This window comes from Parahoeflea alexandrii, from assembly GCF_027214025.1.
Classification (GTDB): domain Bacteria; phylum Pseudomonadota; class Alphaproteobacteria; order Rhizobiales; family Rhizobiaceae; genus Hoeflea; species Hoeflea alexandrii_A.
The window spans coordinates 112,938-137,898 of record NZ_JAPWHB010000005.1 but is presented as its reverse complement, the minus strand read 5'-3'; the positions used below and the strand labels follow the sequence as shown (position 1 = coordinate 137,898).

Here is a 24,961-nt window from a genome sequence, read left to right as displayed (position 1 = left end):
TTTCGATGCATATCTTACGCGAATGACGAAACGAAACCCTTTCTGCGAGTTGGGTGTCTTACGGAGGGATGGCCTCATACCCCTCCCTCTTGCCCCCACGATTCAACCTAGATACCCGCATTCCGCTGGAATCCCGGTTCGATTCAGCGCCGAAGGAGCAACCGCCCCGGAAACTCTCGAGCAATAGGACAGAAGGGCCATCAAAGGCGTCTGACGCCTGACGATTGACTGGCTTCACCCACCTCCCCCTACATCTCCAAGAACCTCTCCGGCATCGCCTGCACATCTGTCGCATCCGGCTTGGCGCCGGCGGCTGTCAGCATGGCGTGGATCTGGCCGCGGTGGTGGGTCTGGTGATTGAACAGCTGGACAGCCAGCATCCTCCTGGGCCGGGAGGCGGTGCGGCCGCTCATTCCTGAATACCAGGTCAGATCGCCTTCGAACCACTCGGGCGCAACCCCGCGCGCCCAGTCCAGGATCTGGCGGTCGAGTGCCGCGCGGTCGTTCGGAAACTTGTCCCAGCTTTCGATCAGTGCGGTGGAGTCCAGCTTGTAACTTGCCGGCGGATCGCGGCCCTCGAAGCGGCTGAGCCAGATCCCGTCACCCCACAACAGGTGCGAGAAGGTCTTCTCGATCGAGCCGAAAAAGGCGCCGCGCTCGGCCTGGCGTGCGGCCTGGTCAAGCCCGCTCGCTGCCTTGATCAGGTTTTCATTCTGCCACATGTTGTAGCGCGCCATCAGCAGCACATAATCTCGACTTGCCATGACAACCGTCCTCCGCACCGTGGATCGCCGGCATAGTGGTCCAGGGCCACGGGCCGATCAAGCCTGTCCGAACAGCTGTCATCGCGCGGGTCGCAAGGGCCAAGAGTCCTAGGGCCCATCGATGGCAAACTCGAGCGCACCCGTCCACACCCGTTTCCAGCTCTTCACGGCCAGCTTCCGGCGCCCGCCAAGCCGGGAATCCGGGATGCTGGAGCACCCTGCAGGGCTGCCCTGGCGTCTGTCTGCCTTCCCTCGGAGTGGCCGTGAAGGAAGTGTTGACCGAGACGCCACCGGCGTCCTCATCGCCCACTCGTGTTAGCACAGGGTTAACCGTGTCGGCAGAGAAACGGTGTCGAATCAGCTATTTGCCTCTCAACTTTCGGAAAAGCAATTGCCCGTCTCTACCCCCGGCTGTACTCTGGTTGCGAAGCGTATCGATCGGAGTTGAGCGGTTTTCCGCCTGCACCTTGACAGAAACACATCGCCTATCTGCAGGCGAGGCAACTTCGGACACACGAGACAATGCCCGACAGCACCGCGCGCGCCGGCGATCAGAGATGGTCGCGGTTTTTTCCAACCTGTCTGCTGGGTTCACTGCTGCTGGTTGCTCCCGCACCGGCACAGGAAATGGATCTTGGCAGCTACCTGACCAGCGTGCGCGACAAGGCCGGCTTGCCCGCACTTGCGGCGGCGGTGGTCAAGGACGGCATCATTGTTGCTGCCGCCGCAGTCGGCACACGTATCCTGGGCAAGGATCTTCCCGTCACGATCGATGACCGGTTCCATATCGGCTCGAACACCAAATCCATGACGGCGACCCTGGCCGGGATGATGGTCGACGAGGGAAAATTGCGGTGGGACTCCCGGGTCGGCGAAATCCTCGGCGACAATGCCAAAGGCATGAGTCAAAGTCTGGCCGACGCCACGCTTGAACAGCTTCTGTCCCACTCAAGCGGCATTCCCGGCGATGATGACGCCATCATCGAGCTTTACTTCAGCGCCGACGCCTTTGAATACAACCTGACCGACCTGCGCCGTCACCTGCTGGATCAGTGGAAAGAGAACGAGATCGCAGTCCCTGAAGGCTCTCCGTTCCAGTATTCAAATCTCGGCTACATCATTGCCGGAATGATGATCGAAACCGTTGCGGACACACCGTGGGAGCAACTGATACATGAACGCATCTTCATGCCCCTGGAGATGAACACGGCGGGACTTGGGGCACAGGCAACCTACGGATTGATTGATGCGCCGGTCGGGCACAGGATCGAGGCTGACGGAAGCATGACACCAATGCTCTGGGGATCCGCAGCCGATGTGCCGCAGGTCATGGCACCGGCTGGCAACGCACACATGTCCATCATCGATTACGCAAAATGGGCCGGATGGAATGCCAGCAGCGGCGCACGTGAGCCGGCGCTCGTGTCTCCACAGACGTTCACCTATATCCACACCGTCAAGGTACAGACGCCCGTGAGGGACAACCCGCCGCCAGGGACTCCCAGCACGGGCGGCTACGGGCTTGGCTGGGGTGTCGTGACCTTTGAATGGGCGGACGGCCCCCTGCTGACCCACAACGGCTCGAATTCAATGAACCTCGCCAAGATCGTCCTCGATCCGGCCCGGGATCTCGCCGTTGTCGTCACTACGAATTTTCCCGGAGCCACAGCCGACGCAGCCGCGGGCGAAGTCATGCAACATCTTTACTCAGCCTACACTCAATGAATTGCAGCCCGGATTGTTTGCGCATTCCGGACAGATAACGAAACCACTCAAGGAGAATAATCATGTGTGAAGTGTGTTCAACAACATCCATCAGCCGTCGCGGCCTGTTCGCGGGCGGCCTGGCTCTTACCTTGTCGGCAGCGGCCTCCGGTTCCCCAGCCTTCGCCCAATCCAGCGAACCGGCGCCAACCACGCCAGACGAGGCGCTTCAACGCCTCATCGACGGCAATGCACGCTATGTGTCGAACACGGCGATCAACACCGATCACTCGGCCGGCCGGGCCGCGCGCTCAATGGGGCAACAGCCTTTCGCGGCCATCGTTGCCTGTGCCGACTCCCGGGTCGTTCCGGAATTGATCTTCGACCAGGGACCGGGCGACCTCTTCGTCATCCGCGTTGCCGGCAATTTCATCAATGACGACGGCTTGGCAAGCCTGGAGTATGGCGCTGCGGTCCTCGGCATCAAGACGATTGTCGTTCTCGGGCACACCTCCTGCGGCGCGGTCGGCGCGACAATCAAGGCGATCGAGGACCGGACCCTGCCGCCCGGCCATCTTCCTCATCTGGTCAACGCGATCCGGCCCGCCGTCTACGACGTCCTGTCCGAAAACCCGAGTGACCTGCTGGCTGCCGCAACAGCGCAGAACGCCAGGCTCAATGCCGAAAGGGCAGCCACCGCGGATCCGATCCTTTCCGATTTCCATGCATCGGGCAAGATCAAGTCCGTCGCCGGCATCTATGACATCGCCACCGGAAAAGTGGATCTTCTCTAACTAACAGGCCTGTCTGGCCCGGGCGGACAGCAATCCGTCCGGGCGCAGGCAAGTCCGGCTTCCGGTCCTCTCGCGGCCAGCGGCAAGTTCCGGTCCGGACAGGCCGGGGAGTGGAGGCGGTGCCGGTCATCCCCATTGTCTTCCGGGCCATCGGCTTCCCGGGCCATTTTCGCATTCGAACGGCGCTCGACGACACCTTGCTCGCCATCGTCACCGCAAGCCGATGAAATGTGTCGCTGCGATCCTCTCTTCCTGTTGGCAAGCGCCTGCTCCGCTCCTCCCCCCTTGCCTTCCCCGCACGATTCAGCCTAGATAACGCATCCCGTTGGGAGAAGCCGGTTCATGCCGGTGCCGAAGGAGCAACCGCCCCGGAAACTCTCAGGCAAAAGGACCAACGGAACACTAGGACTCTGGAGAATGGCGCTCATCGCGTCTGCCGAAGGGATAACAATCTCAGGCAAAAGGACAGAGGGGGCTGTTTGAAAGCGTTTGACGCTTGACGATTGGCCCGTGCGCGCAACCTGCCCGCACCCGAGATGGAGACTGCAGCGTGGACACCACAGCTGACCTTCTGAAAACGCCTCTACATTCCCTGCATCTCGAGCTTGGCGCGCGCATGGCGGGTTTTGCCGGCTACGACATGCCGATCCAGTACAAGATGGGCGTCATGCAGGAACACCTGCACACCCGCGCCAATGCCGGTCTGTTCGATGTCTCGCACATGGGGCAGATCCTGATCCGCGCCAAGAGCGGCAACGTCCGCGACGCGGCACTGGCGCTCGAGACCATCACCCCGGTCGACGTGGCCGATCTCAAACCCGGACGCCAGCGCTACGGGCTGTTCACCAATGATCAGGGCGGGCTCGAAGACGATTTCATGGTCGCCAACCGCGGCGAACATCTCTACCTGGTGGTCAACGCCGCCTGCAAGCATGACGATCTCAAGCGCATCAAGGCGGCGCTTTCGGATACTTGCGAGATCGAGGCGCAGTTCGACCGCGGGCTGATCGCGCTGCAGGGCCCGGCGGCGGAAGGCGTCTTGTCCTCCTATGCTCCCAAGGCCGAGGACATGATGTTCATGGACGTGGCCGATCTCGAAATTGCCGGCGTGCCGGTGGTGGTGTCGCGCTCGGGCTATACCGGCGAGGACGGCTACGAGATCTCGATTCCGGCGGAGGAGACAGACCGCATCGCCCGGCTGTTGCTTTCGGACGACCATGTCGCGCCGATCGGGCTCGGGGCGCGGGATTCACTCCGGCTCGAAGCCGGGCTCTGTCTTTACGGCAACGATATCGACGAGACCACGACGCCGGTGGAAGCCAACCTGAAATGGGCGATCCAGAAGGTCCGGCGCAATGGCGGCGCGCGCCAGGGCGGCTTCCCGGGCGCCGACGTGATCCTCTCCCAGTTCGACAACGGCGCTTCCCGCCTCCGGGTCGGCCTGCAGCCTGCCGGCAAGGCGCCGGTGCGCGCCGGCGCGGTGCTGTTTGCGCAGGAGACCGGCGGCGAGGCCATCGGCACGGTCACCTCGGGCGGCTTCGGCCCCAGTGCGGGCAGCCCGGTCGCAATGGGCTATGTGCCGGCGGCGATGGCCGCGACCGGCACACCGATCTTCGCCGAAGTGCGCGGCAAGCGGCTCGAATGCACCGTCGCCGCACTGCCCTTCGTCCCCTCCACCTACAAACGTTAAGTCCAACAGGAACATTACCATGCTGAAATTCACCGAAGACCACGAATGGCTCAAGATCGAGGGCGATGTCGCCACCGTCGGCATCACCGAACACGCAGCCGAGCAGCTGGGCGATCTGGTGTTCGTCGAACTGCCCGAGGTCGGCGCGAAGCTCGACAAGGGCGGCGAGGCCTCGACCGTGGAATCGGTCAAGGCGGCATCGGATGTCTACTCACCGCTCGCAGGCGAAGTTACCGAGGTCAACCAGGCGATCGCCGACGATCCGTCGCTGGTCAATTCGGATCCCACGGGCGCCGGCTGGTTCTTCAAGCTCAAGCTCGATGACGCCGCTGCTGCCAACGACCTGATGGATGAAGCCGCCTACAAAGCAATGATCGGCTGAGACAGACCATGACCATCAAGCTGACCGACTACAACCCTTACGACTTCGCCAACCGCCGCCATATCGGCCCGTCGCCGGCGGAGATCTCCGACATGCTCGAGGTGGTGGGTGCCGCGTCGCTCGACGCGCTGATCGACGAGACCGTGCCGGGTTCGATCCGCCAGAAGGCGCCGCTCGCCTTCGGCGACCCGATGAGCGAGCGCGAGGTGCTCGATCACCTGCGCGCGACGGCGAAGAAGAACAAGGTGATGCTGTCGCTGATCGGTCAGGGCTACCACGGCACCATCATGCCGCCGGTGATCCAGCGTACGATTCTGGAGAACCCGGCCTGGTACACCGCCTACACGCCTTACCAGCCGGAAATCAGCCAGGGCCGGCTGGAAGCGCTTCTGAACTTCCAGACCATGGTCGCCGATCTCACCGGGCTCGATATCGCCAACGCCTCGCTGCTCGACGAGGCGACGGCGGCGGCGGAAGCCATGGCGATGGCCGAGCGGGCATCGAAATCGAAGAAGACCGCGTTCTTCGTCGATCACCATTGCCATCCGCAGACCATCGACGTGATCCGCACCCGCGCCGAGCCGCTCGGCTGGGAGGTGATTGTCGGCGATCCGTTTACCGGACTGGAGCCGGAAGCCGTGTTCGGCGCGATCTTCCAGTATCCCGGCACCTTCGGCCATGTGCACGATTTCACCGACGTGATCACACACCTGCATGCTGAGAACGCCATCGCCATCGTCGCCGCCGATCCGCTGTCGCTGACGCTGCTCAAGTCGCCCGGCGAAATGGGCGCCGACATCGCCATCGGCTCGATGCAGCGCTTCGGCGTTCCGGTCGGCTACGGGGGGCCGCACGCGGCCTACATGGCGGTGAAGGATGCCTACAAGCGCTCGATGCCCGGCCGTCTGGTCGGCGTCACGGTCGATGCACGCGGCAACCAGGCCTACCGGCTGGCGCTGCAGACCCGCGAACAGCATATCCGCCGCGAGAAGGCGACATCGAACATCTGCACCGCGCAGGTGCTGCTCGCCGTCATCGCCTCGATGTATGCCGTCTTCCACGGCCCGGTCGGACTTCGCGCCATCGCCGGCCGCGTCCATATCAAGGCGACGACGCTGGCAGCCGGTCTCAAGCAGCTCGATTTCATCATCGATCCGGCGATCTTTTTCGACACCGTCACCGTGTTCGCTGAAGGCCGCCAATCGGAAATTCTCGAAGCCGCGCGACGCGAAGGCATCAACCTGCGCAAGGTCGGCGACGACCGCATCGGCATCGCGCTCGACGAGGTGTCGCGGCCCGAGACCGTGGAGGCCGTCTGGCGCGCCTTTGGCGGAAACCTGAAGTTCAAGGACCTGCTGGCCGAGCCGATCATCCCCGATCCGCTGGTCCGGCAGTCGCGCTACCTCGAGCACCCGATCTTCCACATGAACCGGGCCGAGAGCGAGATGACCCGCTACATCCGGCGGCTGTCGGACAAGGATCTGGCGCTCGACCGGACGATGATCCCGCTCGGCTCCTGCACGATGAAGCTCAATGCGACGGCGGAAATGCTGTCGATCACCTGGCCGGAATTCGCCGACATTCATCCGTTCGCGCCGGCCGACCAGGCGCTCGGCTACAAGCAGATGATCGACGATCTGTCGGACAAGCTGTGCCAGATCACCGGCTATGATGCGATCTCGATGCAGCCCAATTCCGGCGCCCAGGGAGAGTATGCCGGGCTGATGTCGATCCGCGCCTATCACCGCGCCAATGGTCAAGGCCACCGGCATGTCTGCCTGATCCCGACCTCGGCGCACGGCACCAACCCGGCATCGGCGCAGATGGCCGGAATGACCGTCGTCGCCGTCGGCACCCGCGAGAACGGCGATATCGATCTCGATGATTTCCGCGCCAAGGCCGAACAGCATGCGGACAATCTCGCCGCCTGCATGATCACCTATCCGTCCACCCACGGCGTGTTCGAGGAGACGGCGGCGGAAGTCTGCACCATCACCCACAAGCACGGCGGCCAGGTCTATCTCGACGGGGCCAATCTCAATGCGCTGGTGGGGCTGGCGCGGCCCGGCGACATCGGCGCCGATGTCAGCCACCTCAACCTGCACAAGACCTTCTGCATTCCGCATGGCGGCGGTGGTCCGGGCATGGGGCCGATCGGGGTGAAGGCACATCTCGCCCCGCACCTGCCGGGGCACTGCCAGACAGACGGCAAGCCGGGCGCGGTGTCGGCCGCCCCGTTCGGCTCGGCCTCGATCCTGCCGATCTCCTGGGCCTACTGCCTGATGATGGGCGGCGAGGGCCTGACCCAGGCGACGAAGATCGCGATCCTCAACGCCAACTACATCGCCGCCCGGCTGAAGGGCGCCTATGACATACTCTACACCTCGTCCAAGGGACGGGTGGCGCACGAGTGCATTCTCGACACAAGGCCACTGGTGCAAAGCGCCGGCGTCAGCGTCGACGATGTCGCCAAGCGGCTGATCGATTGCGGCTTCCACGCGCCGACCATGAGTTGGCCGGTGGCCGGCACGCTGATGATCGAGCCGACGGAATCGGAGGTCAAGGCCGAGCTCGACCGCTTCTGCGCGGCGATGCTGGCGATCCGCGAGGAGGCCTGGGCGATCGAGGACGGGCGGCTCGACCGGGAGAACAACCCGCTCAAGAATGCGCCGCACACGATCGAGGATCTGGTCGGCCCGTGGGACCGGCCCTATGACCGAGAGACCGCCTGCTTCCCGGCGGGCGCGATCCGCAACGCCAAGTATTTCGCCCCGGTCAACCGGGTCGACAATGTCTATGGCGACCGCCACCTGGTCTGCTCCTGTCCGCCGATGTCGGACTACGCGGACGCGGCGGAATAGCTCGGATCAAGACCATCAGGAGGCGGCTTTCGGGCCGCCTCTTCCGCATCTGGGCTAGAGATCACCCGGCAACGGAACCAGTGGCGGTTTCCGGTTCGGCGCCACACCCACCCGGGCTGCGGTCAGGGTGACCGGCTTGTCCGGCGGCGCGACGGCAGAGGCTTGCAGTTCGCCGGGCTTGAGCACGCGAGGCGCGCCGCGCACCGGACTGTCCTCTTCAACAACGACCGGCCTGCTGACGGATTGCACCACCGGCTTCGCCGGGGCCACGGCTTGGCTTGCCGGCGACGATTCGCTGGCATAGCCCGCACGCATCGGCACGCCGGAGCCTTCTGCAAAGCGCAGCATCTCGATTGTCGCGTCGGAGATTTCGCGGACCCGCAAGCCGCTCATCATGGAAACCAGCGCCGCCTCGCTCATCGACGGGTGGCAATAGCGAAGCCTGATCTTTGCCGCGTGGCGGGAGCGGGCGAGCTTGCCAAACCCGGTCTCGTCCGACCGGCTGATGTCCTTGGCAACCTGCCAGGCGAAGATGCAGGCCCCGCCGGCTGTGCCCGGGCCGGTCGCATAGCCGAACGGACCCTGCAGGTTCTGGCCCGGGGCAGCGGCAATCGCCATCGCCTTGCCCGGCAGGGCGGCGCGGATTTCGGCCATGATCTCGTTCCGGGTCGGTGCCTGGCGATAGGATGTGTCCGAAGACGGCGGTGCGATGGAGACGGAAAGCGTGTTCTCGCCGGCCTCATATCCCGGGTTTGGATAGAGAATGGTCTGGAAGACATGACCGGGCTTCGAGGATTGCCGAACCGCTTCCACGCGGCCAGCGACCTGCGGCAGGTAGGCTGCGGCATAGTCGGGAGCGACATCGGCGATCAGAGCCGGCGCTTCGGGCCGGATCGAACCGGTGACAAGTGTGGGGTCATCCCCGGTGGCGCATCCTGAAACGGAAAGCGCCAAGGCCATCATGGCCATGATACGCAATGTCATGGGATCTATCTTCCCTCCTGATTGTTGATGACGCCAAGCGCTGCCAGCGAGCCGGTGTCACGCATGACCATGTTGAGCTCGGCGAAGATCGCTTTCGCCCGCTCGGTCTGGCCGAGATGGTAATGCGTCCAGGCGCGCAACTGCGTGAGATCGCGCGGTTCGGCCACGAGCGACGCGCGCGCATCAAGCGCGGCGAGGGTCCGCTGGTATTGCTTGTGATCGTATGAAGACCGGGCCCGCTGCAGATAGATTTCGGACTTGAGCTCCCGCGCACGGGCATCCGACAACGGCCAGGCAGCTATCAGGGCTTCGGCCTCGTCGGTCAGCCGGGCGCCAAGCATGGCCAGTCCGGCGCCGTAGACAGCATCAAGGCGCACCTGCCCGGAGCCGGCCATGGCGTTCTCGAACGAGGACCGCGCTGCTCCGAACCGCTTCAGGCCGAGTTCGCACCAGCCGCGCACCACCGCGACCTGAGGCCTGGCGGCAGCCTGGCCGAGCCGGTCGATCTCGCGTAGGCAGGCGGGATAGTTCTTCGCCTCGAGATGCCGGACATAGCTGGCGCTGACGCCCTTGGACGGTTCGCCGACCTCGGCCGCCTTGCGGGCCTTCGGCGCGGGCGCGGCGGCGATCTCCGGCCAGATGTCTGGATAGACATCGCCGAACTCGGCCTTAAGGGCGGCGTAGTCCTTTTTCCGGTCGCGCCGCAGCAGCGACAGTGCCAGACCCTTCAGCCGGTCCGGTGAAGCCTCCCAGCCGTAGGACTGCCGGAACCAGGCTTCGGCCGCCTCGAACTGGCGCGAATTGTAGGCATACCAACCAAGAATCTCGGCGTGGTCCGCCGCGCCGGTTTCGAGAATGGCGGTCGAATAGGCGTGCACGGCCTCCTCGCTCGGCGCACCGGCCTCGGGCTTTCCGAAGCGCGGCGACAGCACGTTCATCAGGAAGGCCGGATCATCGGAAAGATCGACGAGATGAGCGGCCGCGAACTCGTAGGCGCGCGTCTCGTCCCCCTGCCGGTAAAGGCTCAGATACATGCCCTTGGCATTGTCGGGATCGGGCGCATGCTCCATGGCGAGCGAGAACCATTCCTCCGCCGCCGCCGGCTGCCCGGCCTTGAGGTCATGCCATCCGAGCAGCGACAGGTCCTCGGGCCTGCGGGAGTTCCTGGCCTCGACCGAAAGCAGACGCAGTTGCTCTTCGGAAACGCCTGCCGCGTCCTTTGTCTCGTTGAACGCGGCGATCTCCTTGCGGGCCATGTCGAGCCGCAGCGTGCCCGGAAGATAATCCGCCGACTGGTCCGGCCACAGGGTCGCGGCCAGGATGCGGATTTCGGAGGCCGGGAAATCCCGCAGCGCCTTTTGCAGGGTAACGACAAGATGATCGTCGGACAGACGTGCCGGCCCTTCCCGGACAAGCAGTCCGCGAAGGGTGCGCGCCAGGCCATCCCGGTCACCCACCGCCGACAGCGCGTCGATGCGCATCCAGACCAGATCCACATCGCTCTCGCTTGCCGGATCGATGCCCGCCGACACATCGAGCAGGCCGAACCAGTCCCCGGCCTCGGCCAGTTCGCTCATCCGCACCCGCAATTTCTTGCGCGCAAGCTTGCCCTGGAAATCCGGGGTCGGCTCCCAGGCCGGGTCGTCACCCTTGCGGCGGATGATCTCGGCATCGATTCCGGTGAAATCGTCAGCGGCGAACAACGCCCAGAGGCTGCTCTCGTCGGGCACCACGGCATCTGCTGCCAGGTAGAGATCCTGCGGCGGAACAAAGCCCGGATGCAGCGCCTGCAGGCGCGCGATTTCCGCTTCAACGCGGCCGGTCTGGCGTTGCCTGGCGTAGAAATAGAGCGCCGCGGTTTGCACCGGATCGAGAACCGACTGGTCGGCCGTCACCGGCTGGGTCAGTGGCTCACCGGCCGCGAGCGGCTGGGTTGATGCAGCTACGACATCCGCCGGGAACGGCTGGGCCGGAGCCGCAAACAGCAGGTGCGCCGAATCCTCGGACAACGCCGGAACACAGGCGGTGAAGGCCAGCATGCTGGCGCCGGCAAGACAAAACAGAGCTCTCATCGGTCGGTCCTCACACCGGCGCCGGGAACCATGCGACCGAGCCAGATCGCGAAAATCGCCATCAGCGCGATGACCAGCACCACGTAGATCCGGAAATGATCGGAGAACCAGGCGGCGGCGATCCTGCGCAAGTTCCCCGGGCCGTAGTCGCTGAGTTCATGGGCGAAGTAACTCCCGGCCCGCACGCTCCGGATCGACCGTGCATCGAGATCGAACACCACGCTTTCGCCTTCCATGCGGTTCCACACCGCCGGATCGGAGAGCATTTCAGAGGCGTCCCGCATGTCGAGCGATGTTTCCGCCGTCAGCCAAGTCACCACCCCGCCGCCGGAGACATTCGAACGCTGGGTGAGAACCGCCTTGCGGCGGGGATCCGTCAGGGCGGCGGAATCGCGACCGTTCTGATAGTTAAGCCATTGACCGAACGAGCGGACGAAATCATCGAGTGTCGACGTCAGGCTGCCCGTCAGCGTGCCACCGTCGCCGCGATCCCGCGTGGTCTGGCGGAATGCATCGAGCAGGGCCGCGGGGTCGGTGGTCATCGCCACGGGGATTGCAGCGCCGGGCAGATTGATCGATGCGGTGACGATCGGATCGGCGCCGTCGAAGCCGCGGGCGAAATCGATCTCGCGGGCAACCGGGGGAAGACCGTCCGGCCCGAGCCGCGACAGTTCCTCGACCGCCCGTTTCGAGGCTACCACCAGCGCATTGCCGCTGGCGCCGGCTGCCGGCGGGCCGAAACTTACCTGCGACAGTAGCGGAGCCCGGGCGGAAATGCTCATCCTGGCGATCATGGTCAGCGCCGTGGAGACCGAAACCGCGTCGGACTTCAACACATGGACATGGACGGCGTCCGACCCCGCATAGGGATAGGCGGATCCGGCCATCGCCGCCAGCTCAGGCAAACGGGCCACCCGCGCCAGCGCCGGAACCCGGATTTCGGTGGTGTCGAGCAGGATGAACCGCGGCTGGGACTCGTCGCGCTCGGCGAAAACACAGCGGTCGTCGGCGGGACGCTCCAGCTCGGCCAGCAGTTCGATCTGGTTGCGGCCGGGGCGGAACGCCCTGAGCGGCAGCTCCAGCTTGCGGCCGGAAAACACCTGGCCGTCGGTATCTCGCATCGGCAGGCTCTTGACGATCTGGTCGTTGACCCGGACCAGGAGCTGCGATGTCGGCTTGAGGCCGGGCGATGTTGCAGCATGCAGCGCCAGGTCGAGCGTGGCGTACTCGGCCGGATAGAAATCGGCGGGCATGATCATGTCGAACCGGGTCCGGAACAGGCGGCCGCTGAACGGCGTTGGCACATAACCGGCATCGGCGAGCGTATAGGCGGTGGAAGCTTCGGCGCGGATCTCGCCGGTGCGCCTTGCGCGGATGCCGCTGTCGAGCACAGGCTTCAGCGGTCCCTGGATCGCGTTCAGCAGCATGCCGGGGATCTCGCTTGCACTGGCTGAACGCAGCACCACCTTGCGGCGGGCAGGATCGTCGCCGGGGATGACCGAAAGTCCGTACGGCGTGTCGGCGCGGATGGCCTGCTGCGATGGCCGGTCGTCGTCGCTGGCGACCATCACGTCGATGCCCGGTCCCGTGCCCGGGGTTTCCGCCACGGTCACCGAAACGTCGTCGCGGTTGAGGGCGAGCGCCAGCGTCTCGATCATCGGCGCCGCCCGGTTCAAGGCCGCCTCGCCCGACTCTTTCGGCAGCACCAGCCTGAGATCGGTCAGCCCCCGGTCGTTGCGTCCCACGGTGCGAAGGCTGGCAAACCCGCCAGTTCCGGCAGCCGAACGGGGGCGAAAGCCCGACGCCTGCTCGTCGAATTCGGTCCAGAGCTCGTAGGTCGCTTCCATCGAGCAATCGACCCGGTGACGCTGAACGGCGCGCAAGCGGACGTCATTGACCCCGGCGCGCAGCACGGCGGGCGAAACAGCGATGGACTGGGCCGCGAACCCCGACGGGGAGCGGACCGGAAACTCGCCGACCGGCGAGCCGTTGACCATGACCGAGACCAGCGAGTTTTCCGGCATCACCGAAACGGCATTGCGATAGGCAAGGACGAGGTCGCCACCGGCGGCGATGTTCTCAGCATCGAGCACGAAAGTGAGGTTGATGACATCGTCTTCGCCTTCAAGCCTGAGAGCGGATCTTGGCTGCTCGAAAGCGGTCAGGCCGGCATCCCTGCCGACAACAGCCGTGGCTGCACTGGCTGGCCGGGTCGACAGGATGGTGCTCTGGCCGAGGCCCCGAAGGGAAACCACCGGGGCGGTGACCGGCGGCTCGGCCAACAGGCTCTGGGCCATGGCGACGGGGGCGGCGGATGTTCCCAGAAGGGCAACCGCCGCCAGCGACGAGAACAGCTTATGCATGTGACCGGACTCCCCCGACCGCCACAGGGATCTGCGGGGTCTTGCCCGGGATGCGGGCATTGTTGTTTGAGACGGTGATTGGCGCATCATCGAAGGATGCTACTTTCTCGGAGCGGCCAAACCCCATGAGATAGCCCATCGCCCTGAAGGATTCGACGATGCTCCAGCGGGCAAAGCGCACGGTGCCGCTCAGGATGTCGATGCGCACCTGGCGACGGGTGATCCGGTCCTGCAGCGGCTTCTGGTCGGAGTACATGATTTCGGCGATGGCCATGAAGGTCTGCGGCATGCGCTGGGGGAAGGCAAAACCGAACATGTTGGTGCCCTCGATCTCGCGCACGGAGCGGATGGTGACCGGAAAGGACACCGGACGCCCGGCCCGGCGGACCTCGATCTCGCCGGCCCAGTCGGACTCGGGATCGATATCGGGTTCGTGCTCGGGGAACTGGACCGAGACGCCGCCGCTCGAGGCATCGCACAGGATCACGTCCCATGTGCGACCGCCCTGGCGCAACAGGCCGTGGCGGCGGATGGGAAGACGCTGGTTGCGGCGCAGTTCCCGGCGTTCGGCGACCACACCCAGCCCGGCGCCGGCGAGCAGCAGGTTGAGGAAGTTCCAGATCGCCACGATCATCAACAGGTCGGAGGCAACCGGCTCGGTCGCCAGCCGCCACATCGAATAGACCGCCGCGGCGAGCAGCACGAAGAACATGACGAAATAGGGGATCGCTATCGGCGACAGGCCATCACTATCGAGCGTCTGTCCCTTGGCGGTGACATTGAAGGTGGGCTTGCGCGGATTGCGGATCACGCTGAAGATCGAACCGACAAGCATGATCGACTGGACATATTCGTAGAGTTCGGACACCCACGGCCAGCGAACCTTGCCGTAGAGGTAGCTCTGCATGGCGAAGGAGGCGATCAGGTAGGTCAGCGCATAGGCGCCGAATTCCTGGATATTGGCCTGGTAGATCTCGAGCGAAAAGAAGATGTAGAGCAGCGGCGAGAGCATGAAGGCCAGCCGCGACAGCGGAAACAGCCAGAACAGGTTGATTCCGGCGTAGCAGATGCGCTGACCGATGGTGAGCCCCTTGGCCAGGAACGGCCGGTTGAGAATGAGGATCTGCAGCATGCCCTGGCACCAGCGGGCGCGCTGGCCGATGAAGGCAACGAAGGTCTCGGGCTGCAGGCCGGCGATCAGCGGCTTGTCGACATAGAGCGAGTGCCAGCCCTTTGCGTGAAGGCTGAGCGCCGTTTCACAATCCTCGGTGATCGACTGGCCGGAGAAGCCGCCGGTGGTCTCGAGCGCCTTGCGGCGCAGCACCGCGGCGGAACCGCAGAAGAACGACGCGTTCCACTTGTCGAGGCCGCGCTGCAGCACCGAGTAGAACATCTCGTTCTCGGACGGCATCGAGCCGAAGGTGCGAAGGTTCTTCTCGAGCGGATCGGGATTGAGAAAATAGTGCGGGGTCTGCACCAGGAAGAGTTTCGGATCTTCCCTGAAGAAGCTCACGGTTTCCTTGAGGAACTCGCGCACCGGCGCGTGGTCGGCATCGAACACGACAACCAGGTCGGCGCTCGACACACGCAGTCCGTCGTTGAGATTGCCGGCCTTTGCATGGTCGTTCTTCTTGCGCGCGTGGTAGTTCACGCCCATCGCCTTGCACAAGGCCTTGAGCTGCTCATGGCGGCGGGTGGCGGCAAGCGCCTGGGCCGGATCCTTGTGCGTGCGCTTGGCGTCGGTGCCGCCATCGTCAAGCAGCCAGATGGTCAGCTTGTCGCGCGGATAGATCATCGACTTGGCGGCAGCGAGCGTCGCGGCCAGCAATTCGGGGTCTTCATTGTAGGTGGGGATCAGCACATCGACCGTGGGCAGCTCTTCGAGCGAGCGGACCTTGGGAGCAACGCGCTTGAGCGGATCGGCGAGCATGAAGAAGCTGATTGCCAGCATCAGCAGGCAATACATTTCCGCGATATAGAGGAGCAGTCCGGGGATGAAATCCAGCGGATCGGAGATCGACGGCAGGGTTTCGGTTGTGCGCCAGAACGCATAGCGCAACGCCAGCACGCCACAGAACACGAAAGTGATGAAACGGAACACCGTGTTTTCCGGCCTTGTCATGCCGAAGACCATCACGCCCAGCGCTGCAAGGCTCAGGACCAGCTGCGCCTGAAGGCTGAGGGGCAACCACAACAAGGTCAGCCCGAGTAAGCCGGCAGCCAGCGCCGGCCATTTAGTGCACATCATGTGCATGAGTACCCCACATGTTTTATCACACCTCCATGTCATACGGAGGCTGTCCAAGAACAGGACGAACCTAGGGGTCAACTGGTTTACAGCTTCCTAATAGACCAGTTTGCATGACAAATTCCAAAACCATGGTTAATCAGTGGTTTAGACACCAGCGCGGGAGGGAGAAAAGGCCGATCTCCGCCGCCGTGCCGCTTTGCCCGGAGCTGATCTTCAGGCCGCGAAACACCACTGGTCCAACGCCTATTTTCGCCATTCCGGTGCGCGCACACCTTGATGAATGAATATTCATTCACTATAGTATTACCGAACGGGCAAGAGGGAAATCCGGCTACCGCTTATCTGCGTACAGTGTTGCCGACTGATCTACTCAAGTACCAGTGCCAGATTTATTCAAGGATCCTACCATCGACACCGCCGGACACAGCAACGCCAGCCAGCGCGCGCTGGACATTCTCGACCAGGTCAAATCCGTGTTCGCCCTGAACGGCTTCGACGGCGCGTCGATGCAGGACCTTGCCCGGGCTACGCAGATGAGCGTCGGTAATTTCTACCGCTATTTCCCTTCCAAGGACGCCATCATCACCGCGCTTGTCAAGCGCGATCTCGAAGAGATCGAGGCCGTGTTCGAAGCCGTTCAGAACACGCCCGATCCCGGTGCGATGTTCATGACCCTCCTCAGGGACCGGATCGAAACCCTGCCGTTCGAAGACGCCGCTCTGTGGAGTGAGGTCCAGGCGGCGTCCTACCGCTCTCCCGAAATCGCGACGCTGATGCGCACGATGGACGACACGGTGCGCTGCAACGTGGTCAAGGCGCTGGCGCGGATCCATGGCGATGACAGCGCCGCTGCGCTGAAGATCTACGAAACACGGGCGCATCTGATGATGCTGCTTATCCATGGTTTCGCGCAACGCAAGTATTGCGCCCGCGAAGCCATCAACCCCGACCAGTCGGCGGCACTTGGAGAGCTTGTGCTCACAACGCTGCACGACGCGATTTTCGCTCCTCCGACAACTCCCGCCGAATGACCGGATCCGATATGCGCCCTGTTCCCCGTCTTTTCTTCACACTGCCCCTGCTCGCGCTCATGGCCTTTCCGGCCGGAGCGGTCGACGCCGAGAAAGCGCCCGCAACGGGTGCGCTGCCGCCCGCCATCATCGCCGTCAGGGCAACCGAAGCCCCGATCACCGACCGCATCCTGTCCAACGGCACCATCGCTGCTGTCGAGGAAGTGCTGGTCGCACCGCAGGTCGAAGGCCTGGCGATCGAAAGCCTCAAGGCCGATGTCGGCGACCGGGTCGAGGCCGGCTCTGTTCTGGCAACGCTGTCGCGGGACCAGCTGATCCTGCAGCGCAGCCAGTACGACGCCAATCGCGCCAAGGCGCTTGCCGCCATTGCCCAGCTTGAAGCCCAACTGGCCGAAGTCCAGTCGAATGCCGCGGAATCGGTGAAGGCAAGCAATCGCGCCAGGACACTTGCCGAGCAGGGAACCTATTCGACGGTGCAGGCCGAACAGGCCGAAGCCCAGGCGACCGCGGCGCTTGCGCGGATCCGGTCGGTCGAGGAATCGATCAAGGTGGCGCAGGCCGACATCGCGCTGATCGACGCACAGATGAAGGACGTCGACCTGCGACTGGCGCGGACCGAGGTCAAGGCGCCGGTTTCCGGTATCGTCTCGGCGCGCGGCGCCCGTGTCGGATCGATCGCCAGCGCCGGCGCCGGCCCGATGTTCACCATCATCCGGGATGGCGAGCTGGAAATGCGCGCCGACATCGCCGAAGCCGACATGCACAGGATCGCCGATGGCCAGAGCGTGCTGATCCATCTCATCGGCGCGCCAAACCCGGCCAGAGGCACGATCCGGCTGGTCGAGCCGACACTCAACACCACGACCCGGCTGGGCCTGGCGAGGATCGCCATCGAGGACAATGCGGGGCTGCGCGCCGGCATGTTCGCCGATGCGGAGATCATCGTGGCCACACGCGACGCCATCACCGTACCGGTGACATCGGTGAACATGGGTGCCGATGGCGCGGACGTGCTCAGGATCGAGGACGGGACGGCCAGGCGGACGGCGGTGACCACGGGTATCCGCGAGGGCAGCAGGGTGGAAATCGTCGACGGCCTGACCAGCGGCGATCTGATCGTCGCCAAGGCCGGCGCCTTCGTGCGCGATGGCGACCGGGTCACGCCGGTGGAAGAAACCGACAGCGGCGCAGTTGCCGCAATCACCGAGTGAGGGAGCCGCGATGAACTTTTCCGCCTGGGCCATCCGCAATCCGATCGCTCCGATCCTCGGGTTTGCGCTGCTGACGATTGTCGGCATCCAGTCCTTCTTCACCCTGCCGATCACCCGGTTCCCGAATATCGACGTGCCGCTGGTGGCTATCACCGTGGTTCAGTCGGGCGCCGCGCCTTCCGAAATGGAAGCGCAGATCACCAAGGAAATCGAGGATGCGGTCGCCGGTATCACCGGCGTCGACGACATCGCCTCGACCGTCTCCGACGGCATTTCCACCACCAATGTGATCTTCCGGATGGAAGTGCCGACCGACCAGGCGGTGCAGGACGTCAAGGACGCCATCGACCGGGTGCGCGGCGATCTGCCGGCCTCGGTGGAGGAGCCGATCGTCACCCGCGTCGATGTCGAGGGTCAGGCGATCATGACGTTTGCCGTGCATGCGCCGGACATGACGCTCGAGGAAGCCTCCTGGTTTGTCGACGACACCATCAAGCGGGCGCTGCAGGGCCAGCGCGGCGTCGGCAAGGTTGACCGCTATGGCGGCGCCGACCGGGAAATCCGCATCGAACTCGACCCGGCGCGGCTCGATTCCTACGGCATCACCGCGGCCGACGTGAACCTGCAGCTGCGCGCCACCAACGCCAATCTCGGTGGCGGACGCGGCGAGATCGGCAACCGCGAGCAGGCGATCCGGACGCTGGGCGATGCCCAGGACGTCGCGGCGCTGGCCAATACCACGATCGCGCTGCCGAACGGGCGCCATGTGCGGCTGAGCGATCTCGGCACGGTGCACGACACCTACGAGGAACTGAGATCCTTCGGCCGGTTCAACGGCGACCAGGTGGTCTCCTTCGCGGTGTTCCGCTCCAAGGGCGCCAGCGAGATTTCCGTGTCCGAAGTGGTGACCGAAACGCTTGATGAGATCCGCGCCGACTATCCCAATGTGCAGCTGATCCCCGTCGACGACACCGTGTTCTACACCTACGGCAACTATGAATCGGCGCTGCATACGCTGGTCGAGGGCGCCCTGCTCGCGGTTCTTGTGGTGCTGCTGTTCTTGAGGAACTGGCGGGCAACCCTGATTGCGGCGGTTGCGCTGCCGCTGTCTGCCATCCCGACATTTTACGTCATGGACCTGCTCGGCTTCTCGCTCAACCTGGTGAGCCTGCTCGCCATCACCCTGGCGACGGGTATTCTTGTCGATGACGCGATTGTAGAGGTGGAGAACATCTCGCGACATATCCGCATGGGCAAGACGCCCTACCGGGCCGCGGTCGAGGCCGCCGACGAGATCGGGCTGGCCGTGATCGCCACCACCTTCACCATCATCGCGGTGTTCGTGCCGGTTTCGTTCATGCCCGGCATTCCGGGGCAGTACTTCATCCAGTTCGGCATGACGGTGGCCGTGGCAGTGATGTTCTCGCTCCTGGTGGCGCGGCTGATCACGCCGATGATGGCCGCCTACCTGATGCGCGACAGCGACGCCCATGAGGAAGCCGAAGGCGGCGGGCGGATCATGCGCGGCTACACCTGGTTCGTTTCCAAGACCCTGCGCTGGCGGTACACGACATTGCTCGCAGCCATCGGATCGCTGATGGTCGCCGTCTATTTCATGGCCCAGGTGCCAGGCTCGTTCCTGCCGCCGGAAGACGTGTCGCGGGTTTCGATCAGCGTCGAGCTGCCGCCCGGCGCGACGCTCGACGACACCGACGTGACCACGGGTGCGATGTACGACATCATCAAGGATGTCGAGGGCGTCGAGAGCGTGTTCATCCTGGGCGGCACCTCGCCGCGCGGCGAGCTCGACATCCGTCGCGCCTCGGTGTCGGTGCAGCTTGAGAAGATCGAGCATTCCATCGTCAAGAAGGTGGTCAACGGTTTGGCCGGCGCCGTGCCCGGCGATTTCGTGCCGCGCATGGAAGTGCTGGGCCGGGTGCGTTCGCAGGGGGAGATCGAAACCGAGATCTTCGACAAGCTTGCCGTCATTCCCGATATCCGCGCCTACAAGCTCAACGATCGCGGCGAACGCGACCTGAGCTACAACGTGATCTCGACCGACGACGCGGCCATCGACCGGGCAGTCACCCTGCTTGAACCGAAGCTCAAGGCCGAGAGCGTGCTATCGAGTGTCAGCGTTTCGGGTTCGCTGCCGCGGCCCGAAGTGCAGATCCGTCCGCGGCTCGAGGAAGCAGCCCGGCTGGGCGTGACCACATCGCGAATCGCCGAGACCGTCAGGGTCGCCACCATCGGCGATGTCGACGCGGCACTTGCCAAGATCTCGCTCGACAACCGCCAGATCCCGATCCGGGTGCAGCTCGATCCCGCCTACCGGACCGACATCGACCGGATCGGCAACCTGCGCGTCCAGACCTCCAAGGGAGTGACGGTACCGCTCAAGACCGTGGCCGACATCGTCATCACCCAGGGGCCATCGACCATCAAGCGCTTCAACCGCGAACGCCAGGCAACCATCGGCGCCAGCCTGCCGATCGGCGTGGCGCTGGATACCGCCAAGAAGCGGTTCAACGAGATCGTCGCCTCGACCGAACTCCCGGCCGGCGTGCAGGTGCTGGAATCGGGCGATGCGGAGGTCCAGAACGAGCTGATGGACAGCTTCCTCAACGCCATGCTGATGGGGCTTCTGCTGGTGCTGACTGTGCTGATCCTGTTGTTCAAGGACGTGATCCAGCCGTTCACCATCCTGTTCTCGCTGCCGCTTGCCATCGGCGGGGTCGCCGCTGGCCTGATCCTGACCAACAATGCGCTGTCGATGCCGGTGCTGATCGGCATCCTGATGCTGATGGGCATCGTCACCAAGAACGCCATCCTGCTGGTCGATTTCGCCGTCGAGCTTATCCGCTCGGGACGGGACCGTGTGGAAGCGATGATCGAGGCCGGGCAGAAACGGGCGCGGCCGATCGTGATGACCTCGATCGCCATGTCGGCGGGCATGCTGCCGTCGGCACTCGGCGTCGGCGAAGGCGGCTCGTTCCGCGCGCCGATGGCAATCGCGGTGATCGGCGGCATCATGGTCTCAACCGTGCTGAGCCTCGTGGTGGTGCCGTCGTTCTTCCTGATCATGGACGACCTGTCGCGACTGCTGAGCTGGATCTTCAGCCGCTTCATCGGTCCGAAGGAAGAGGAGATGGAGGTGCTCGAACCCGAGGCAATGACCGTTGCGATCGGCGAGAACAGCGAAGAAATCGCCGCGCTGCGCGAACGGCTGTCGCGGCTTGAAGGCCAGGCGGAACGAACGCCGCCGAAGCTGGTGATCACCCAGCAGGCCGCGGAATGATCAAGGGCCGGCGCTGACAACAGCGCCGGCCCTTCAGATTCAAAGCTTCAGACCCCGAGGAATTCGGTCTCGACGTCGCGGGTCAGGCCTGCCGGGGTGCCGGTCCAGGCGGTCTCGCCGCGGGCGAGGATGACGCAGCGGTCGGCCACGGCGCGCAGTTCCGAGAACGCCTTGTCGATGACCAGGATCGATTGTCCGCCCTGCTTGAGCCTGGCGATGGCAGCCCAGATCTCGTGGCGCACGACCGGCGCAAGTCCCTCGGTTGCCTCGTCGAGTATGAGCAGCCGAGGATTGGTCAGAAGCGCCCGGGCGATCGCCAGCATCTGCTGTTCGCCGCCCGACAGCGTGGCCGCGTTCTGGGTCATGCGCTCGCCGAGCCGCGGAAAAAGCTCGGTCGCCTTTGCGATATCCCACGGGCCGGATCGGGCCGAGGCCATCAGGTTTTCCGACACTGAGAGGTTGGCGAAACAGCGGCGGCCTTCCGGTGCCAGCCCGATGCCGAGCCGTGCCGCGCGGAACGAGGGCAGCACCGACACATCCTGGCCGGCAAACCGGATCTCGCCACGCGTGGTGCGGAGCATGCGGGTGATGGCGCGCACGGTGGTGGTCTTGCCCATGCCATTGCGGCCCATGAGCGCCACCAGTTCGCCCTCGGCAATCTCCAGATCGACGCCGAACAGCGCCTGCGAGGCGCCATAGAAGGCTTCGAGCTCTTTAACCTGAAGCAGGCTCATGCCGCGTCCTCCCCGAGATAGGCGGTGCGGACTTCCGGATCATTGCGGATCTCGTCGGCATTGCCGCGGGCGATGATCTTGCCAGCCACCAGAACAGAAATCCGGTCGGCCAGCTGAAAGACGGCGTCCATGTCGTGCTCGATCAGCAGGATCGGCGCTTCCGATCGCAGCTGGTCGAGGAAGCCGATCAGCTTCTGCGAGCCCTCGTGGCCGAGACCGGCCATCGGCTCGTCCATCAGGAAGATGCGCGGGCGCATGGCGAGCGCCATGGCGATTTCCAGAAGCCGCTTTTCACCATGCGACAGCTCGCTGACGCGGACTGAGGCGCGGCTTGCCAATCCGACGCGGTCGAGCGCGGCCATCGCCTCGTCGATCAGTTCCCGGTCGCGGGAGACCTGGCGGAAGAAGCCGAAGATGGATCTGCGCCGGGCCTGGGCCGCGAACATGACATTGCCGCGCGCCGAGAACTCGGGGATCAGCGAGGAGACCTGGAAAGTGCGCGTGAGGCCGAGGCGGGCGCGTTCGATCTGGTCGAGATCGCTGATCTCGCGTCCATCGAAACGGATCGAGCCCGCGTCTGCCGTGAGCTCGCCGGCGACCAGCTTGATCAGGCTCGACTTGCCGGCGCCGTTGGGGCCGATCAGCGCATGGATCTCGCCGGGACGCAGATCGAGCTCGACGCCGTCGGTGACCTTGAGCGCGCCGAAGGATTTGCTCAGGCCGGAGAGCGCCAGTACCGGTTCAGTCATGACGCACCCTCCCCGCAACAAGGCCGATGAAACCGCCCCGGGCGAACAGCACCACTGCAAGCAGCGCCGCGCCGAGGAAGAACTGCCAGTGCTCGGTGACGCTGCCGAAGGCATGTTCGAACAGCACGAACAGGCAGGCGCCGACCACCGGGCCGAACAGCCGGGCGACGCCGCCCAGAATGATGAACACCATGATCTCGCCCGACAGGTGCCAGGACATCATCGAGGGGCTGACGAAGCGGTTGAGGTCGGCATAGAGCGCGCCGGCGAGGCCCGTGACCATGCCGGAGATCACGAAGGCGGCAAGCCTGATCTTGTACGGCGACAGGCCAAGGGCTGCGACGCGGCCCTCGTTCTGGCGCACCGCCTGCAGGGCGATGCCAAAGCGCGCACCAGTCATCTTCCACTGGGCGATCAGCACCACGATCAGCACAGCGTAGCAGAGCAGGAAGAAGTCGAGCGGGCGCAGCGTGTTGACCCCGGGGAAGGCATTGCGGACGTAGATCGACAGGCCGTCCTCGCCGCCATAGGCGGGCCAGGAAATGGCGAAGTAGTAGATCATCTGCGCGAAGGCGAGCGTGATCATGATGAAGTAGACGCCCGAGGTCCTGAGGCTCAGCGCGCCGATCACCAGCGCCGCAAGCCCGCTGACGATGATGGCGACAAGCCACAAGACCAGCATCTGGTTGGTGCCGTTGATGACGAAGGGCGACGTCATCAGCGGTTCGTAGTTCTGGTGGTGGCTGGCGAGAATGCCCACGGCGTAGCCGCCAAGGCCGAAGAACGCGGCGTGGCCGAAGGAGACGAGACCGCCAAGCCCCAGCGCGATGTTCAGCCCGACACCGGCCAGCGCCAGGATGGTGGCGCGGGTGGCGAGCGTGACGAGGAACGGCTCGTCGGCGTAATGGGCAACCAGCGGCCCGCCGAGCAGGATCAGCGCCAGCAGTATGTTGAGACGATGTTCGGTGACAAACTCAGGCATTGGCAGGAAACAACCCCTTTGGCTTGAACACCAGCACGACGGCCATCAGCAGATAGATCAGCATCGAGGCGATCGCTGAGCCGACGCCGCGAGCGGCGGAGGCTTCCATGACGCCGGCCAAGAGGGTCGGCAGCAGGAAACGGCCGAGCGTATCGACGAGGCCGACGATCAGGGCTGCCACCAGCGCGCCGCGGATCGAGCCGATGCCGCCGATGACGATGACGACGAAGGCGAGAATGAGGACCGGTTCGCCCATGCCGATCTGAACCGACTGGATGGCGCCGATCAGCGCGCCGGCAAAGCCCGCAAGGGCTGCGCCAAGAGCGAAGACGACGGTGTAGAGAAAACGGATATCGACGCCAAGGGCGGCGATCATCTCGCGGTCGGCCTCGCCGGCGCGGATCTGCATGCCGAGCCTCGTGCGGCTGATCAGCAGGCCAAGCCCGGCTGCGACCGCGAGACCGGCGATGATGATTGCCAGGCGGTAGGCGGGATAGGGCAAGCCTCCCGGCAGCGTCACGGGGCCGGACAGGAAGGCAGGCGGGTCGAGATAGAGCGGGAAGGAGCCGAAGACGAAGCGGGTCCCTTCGGAGAACATCAGCACCAGCGCGAACGTCGCCAGCACCTGATCCAGGTGATCGCGGTCATAAAGCCTGCGGATGACGGTGATTTCAACCAGCGCGCCAAGCGCCGCGGCGGCGGCAAGGCTGGCGGCAAGGCCGATCCAGAAGGAGCCGGTCCAGGCCGCGACGGCGGCGCAGACGAAGCCGCCGACCATGAACAGCGAGCCATGGGCAAGATTGATCAGCCCCATGACCCCGAAGATCAGGGTCAGTCCGGCCGCCATCAGGAACAGCATGACGCCGAGTTGCAGGCCGTTGAGGATCTGCTCAAGAAAAAGGGCAACGGTCATCGTCTACCGGGCTCGCACCAGTGAGAATGCATGCCGCATTCAAATGGCTTCATTTGAACGAGTGCGCACATGCATTGTTTCAACAGTTGACAGCATCCCTTGCGCATCCGATCGGGTGCGCGGCGCTGCAGGAAACCAACCGGGCGGACCATGCGAGGTCCGCCCGGCGATGACGAAT

At 64.4% G+C, this 24,961-nt stretch carries 17 protein-coding genes and 2 riboswitches; of the genes, 8 read left to right on the top strand and 9 right to left on the bottom strand.

What is annotated here, in order from left to right:
- Positions 1-115: 115 nt before the first annotated feature.
- Positions 116-202: riboswitch (glycine riboswitch) on the top strand.
- Between the two features lie 46 nt (positions 203-248).
- Positions 249-764 (bottom strand): DinB family protein, encoded by a 516-nt coding sequence (locus O4H62_RS17070; protein WP_269389672.1) that lies wholly within the window; start codon positions 762-764, stop codon positions 249-251.
- 522 nt (positions 765-1,286) lie between these two features.
- Between O4H62_RS17070 and O4H62_RS17065 the strand changes: the two genes are divergently transcribed.
- From O4H62_RS17065 to gcvP, 5 genes are all read left to right on the top strand, one after another.
- Complete coding sequence (locus O4H62_RS17065) at positions 1,287-2,489, top strand: serine hydrolase domain-containing protein (RefSeq protein WP_269389671.1); 1,203 nt, start codon at positions 1,287-1,289, stop codon at positions 2,487-2,489.
- Positions 2,490-2,551: 62 nt separating this feature from the next.
- Entirely contained in the window at positions 2,552-3,262 is a 711-nt protein-coding gene (locus O4H62_RS17060) for a carbonic anhydrase (RefSeq protein WP_269389670.1), read from the top strand.
- A 316-nt stretch (positions 3,263-3,578) separates the two neighbouring features.
- Positions 3,579-3,666, top strand: a riboswitch (glycine riboswitch).
- Positions 3,667-3,812: 146 nt separating this feature from the next.
- Positions 3,813-4,952, top strand: coding sequence for a glycine cleavage system aminomethyltransferase GcvT (gene gcvT / locus O4H62_RS17055; RefSeq protein WP_269389668.1), 1,140 nt, complete (start codon positions 3,813-3,815; stop codon positions 4,950-4,952).
- Between the two features lie 19 nt (positions 4,953-4,971).
- Entirely contained in the window at positions 4,972-5,334 is a 363-nt protein-coding gene (gene gcvH, locus O4H62_RS17050) for a glycine cleavage system protein GcvH (protein ID WP_269389666.1), read from the top strand.
- An 8-nt stretch (positions 5,335-5,342) separates the two neighbouring features.
- Positions 5,343-8,195 carry an aminomethyl-transferring glycine dehydrogenase gene (gene gcvP, locus O4H62_RS17045; protein WP_269389665.1) on the top strand — a complete coding sequence of 951 codons (2,853 nt, stop codon included), beginning with the start codon at positions 5,343-5,345 and terminating at the stop codon, positions 8,193-8,195.
- Positions 8,196-8,249: 54 nt separating this feature from the next.
- Here gcvP and bcsN read toward each other — a convergent pair whose 3' ends face one another.
- From bcsN to bcsA, 4 genes are read right to left on the bottom strand one after another with little or no spacing between them, the layout of a single operon-like run.
- Positions 8,250-9,179 carry a cellulose biosynthesis protein BcsN gene (gene bcsN, locus O4H62_RS17040; RefSeq protein WP_269389664.1) on the bottom strand — a complete coding sequence of 310 codons (930 nt, stop codon included), beginning with the start codon at positions 9,177-9,179 and terminating at the stop codon, positions 8,250-8,252.
- Between the two features lie 5 nt (positions 9,180-9,184).
- Positions 9,185-11,251, bottom strand: coding sequence for a hypothetical protein (locus tag O4H62_RS17035; protein ID WP_269389663.1), 2,067 nt, complete (start codon positions 11,249-11,251; stop codon positions 9,185-9,187).
- A complete protein-coding gene (locus tag O4H62_RS17030; RefSeq protein ID WP_269389662.1) occupies positions 11,248-13,614 on the bottom strand; it encodes a cellulose biosynthesis cyclic di-GMP-binding regulatory protein BcsB in 2,367 nt (788 codons plus the stop codon). Before O4H62_RS17030 ends, O4H62_RS17035 begins: the two co-directional genes overlap by 4 nt.
- Positions 13,607-15,862, bottom strand: coding sequence for a UDP-forming cellulose synthase catalytic subunit (bcsA, locus tag O4H62_RS17025; protein WP_269389661.1), 2,256 nt, complete (start codon positions 15,860-15,862; stop codon positions 13,607-13,609). Before bcsA ends, O4H62_RS17030 begins: the two co-directional genes overlap by 8 nt.
- 383 nt (positions 15,863-16,245) lie before the next feature.
- Here bcsA and O4H62_RS17020 point away from each other — a divergent pair, with 383 nt between their 5' ends.
- From O4H62_RS17020 to O4H62_RS17010, 3 genes are read left to right on the top strand one after another with little or no spacing between them, the layout of a single operon-like run.
- Positions 16,246-16,896: a TetR/AcrR family transcriptional regulator gene (locus O4H62_RS17020; protein WP_269389660.1), complete on the top strand. Its 651-nt coding sequence runs from the start codon at positions 16,246-16,248 to the stop codon at positions 16,894-16,896.
- An 11-nt stretch (positions 16,897-16,907) separates the two neighbouring features.
- On the top strand, positions 16,908-18,107 hold the full coding sequence (locus O4H62_RS17015; protein WP_269389659.1) for an efflux RND transporter periplasmic adaptor subunit: 1,200 nt from the start codon (positions 16,908-16,910) through the stop codon (positions 18,105-18,107).
- A 10-nt stretch (positions 18,108-18,117) separates the two neighbouring features.
- Positions 18,118-21,405 carry an efflux RND transporter permease subunit gene (locus tag O4H62_RS17010; RefSeq protein WP_269389658.1) on the top strand — a complete coding sequence of 1,096 codons (3,288 nt, stop codon included), beginning with the start codon at positions 18,118-18,120 and terminating at the stop codon, positions 21,403-21,405.
- A 47-nt stretch (positions 21,406-21,452) separates the two neighbouring features.
- On the opposite strand, the gene O4H62_RS17005 is transcribed toward O4H62_RS17010, so the two are convergent.
- Genes O4H62_RS17005 through O4H62_RS16990 form a run of 4 tightly spaced genes read right to left on the bottom strand, consistent with a single transcriptional unit; the run spans position 21,453 to position 24,783 of the window.
- A complete protein-coding gene (locus tag O4H62_RS17005; RefSeq protein ID WP_269389657.1) occupies positions 21,453-22,139 on the bottom strand; it encodes an ABC transporter ATP-binding protein in 687 nt (228 codons plus the stop codon).
- Positions 22,136-22,888, bottom strand: a complete 753-nt coding sequence (locus O4H62_RS17000; protein WP_269389656.1) for an ABC transporter ATP-binding protein — start codon at positions 22,886-22,888, stop codon at positions 22,136-22,138. Before O4H62_RS17000 ends, O4H62_RS17005 begins: the two co-directional genes overlap by 4 nt.
- Entirely contained in the window at positions 22,881-23,870 is a 990-nt protein-coding gene (locus O4H62_RS16995; RefSeq protein WP_269389655.1) for a branched-chain amino acid ABC transporter permease, read from the bottom strand. Before O4H62_RS16995 ends, O4H62_RS17000 begins: the two co-directional genes overlap by 8 nt.
- Positions 23,863-24,783, bottom strand: coding sequence for a branched-chain amino acid ABC transporter permease (locus O4H62_RS16990; protein ID WP_269389654.1), 921 nt, complete (start codon positions 24,781-24,783; stop codon positions 23,863-23,865). The genes O4H62_RS16995 and O4H62_RS16990 overlap by 8 nt, the downstream gene beginning before the upstream one ends.
- Between the last annotated feature and the right edge of the window lie 178 nt (positions 24,784-24,961).

Coding starts and splice junctions, on each gene's coding strand:
- O4H62_RS17070 (WP_269389672.1), bottom strand. CDS start 764: ATGGCAAGTCGAGATTATGTGCTGCTGATGGCGCGCTACAACATGTGG.
- O4H62_RS17065 (WP_269389671.1), top strand. CDS start 1,287: ATGCCCGACAGCACCGCGCGCGCCGGCGATCAGAGATGGTCGCGGTTT.
- O4H62_RS17060 (WP_269389670.1), top strand. CDS start 2,552: ATGTGTGAAGTGTGTTCAACAACATCCATCAGCCGTCGCGGCCTGTTC.
- gcvH (WP_269389666.1), top strand. CDS start 4,972: ATGCTGAAATTCACCGAAGACCACGAATGGCTCAAGATCGAGGGCGAT.
- gcvP (WP_269389665.1), top strand. CDS start 5,343: ATGACCATCAAGCTGACCGACTACAACCCTTACGACTTCGCCAACCGC.
- bcsN (WP_269389664.1), bottom strand. CDS start 9,179: ATGACATTGCGTATCATGGCCATGATGGCCTTGGCGCTTTCCGTTTCA.
- O4H62_RS17035 (WP_269389663.1), bottom strand. CDS start 11,251: ATGAGAGCTCTGTTTTGTCTTGCCGGCGCCAGCATGCTGGCCTTCACC.
- O4H62_RS17030 (WP_269389662.1), bottom strand. CDS start 13,614: ATGCATAAGCTGTTCTCGTCGCTGGCGGCGGTTGCCCTTCTGGGAACA.
- bcsA (WP_269389661.1), bottom strand. CDS start 15,862: ATGATGTGCACTAAATGGCCGGCGCTGGCTGCCGGCTTACTCGGGCTG.
- O4H62_RS17015 (WP_269389659.1), top strand. CDS start 16,908: ATGCGCCCTGTTCCCCGTCTTTTCTTCACACTGCCCCTGCTCGCGCTC.
- O4H62_RS17010 (WP_269389658.1), top strand. CDS start 18,118: ATGAACTTTTCCGCCTGGGCCATCCGCAATCCGATCGCTCCGATCCTC.
- O4H62_RS17005 (WP_269389657.1), bottom strand. CDS start 22,139: ATGAGCCTGCTTCAGGTTAAAGAGCTCGAAGCCTTCTATGGCGCCTCG.
- O4H62_RS17000 (WP_269389656.1), bottom strand. CDS start 22,888: ATGACTGAACCGGTACTGGCGCTCTCCGGCCTGAGCAAATCCTTCGGC.
- O4H62_RS16995 (WP_269389655.1), bottom strand. CDS start 23,870: ATGCCTGAGTTTGTCACCGAACATCGTCTCAACATACTGCTGGCGCTG.
- O4H62_RS16990 (WP_269389654.1), bottom strand. CDS start 24,783: ATGACCGTTGCCCTTTTTCTTGAGCAGATCCTCAACGGCCTGCAACTC.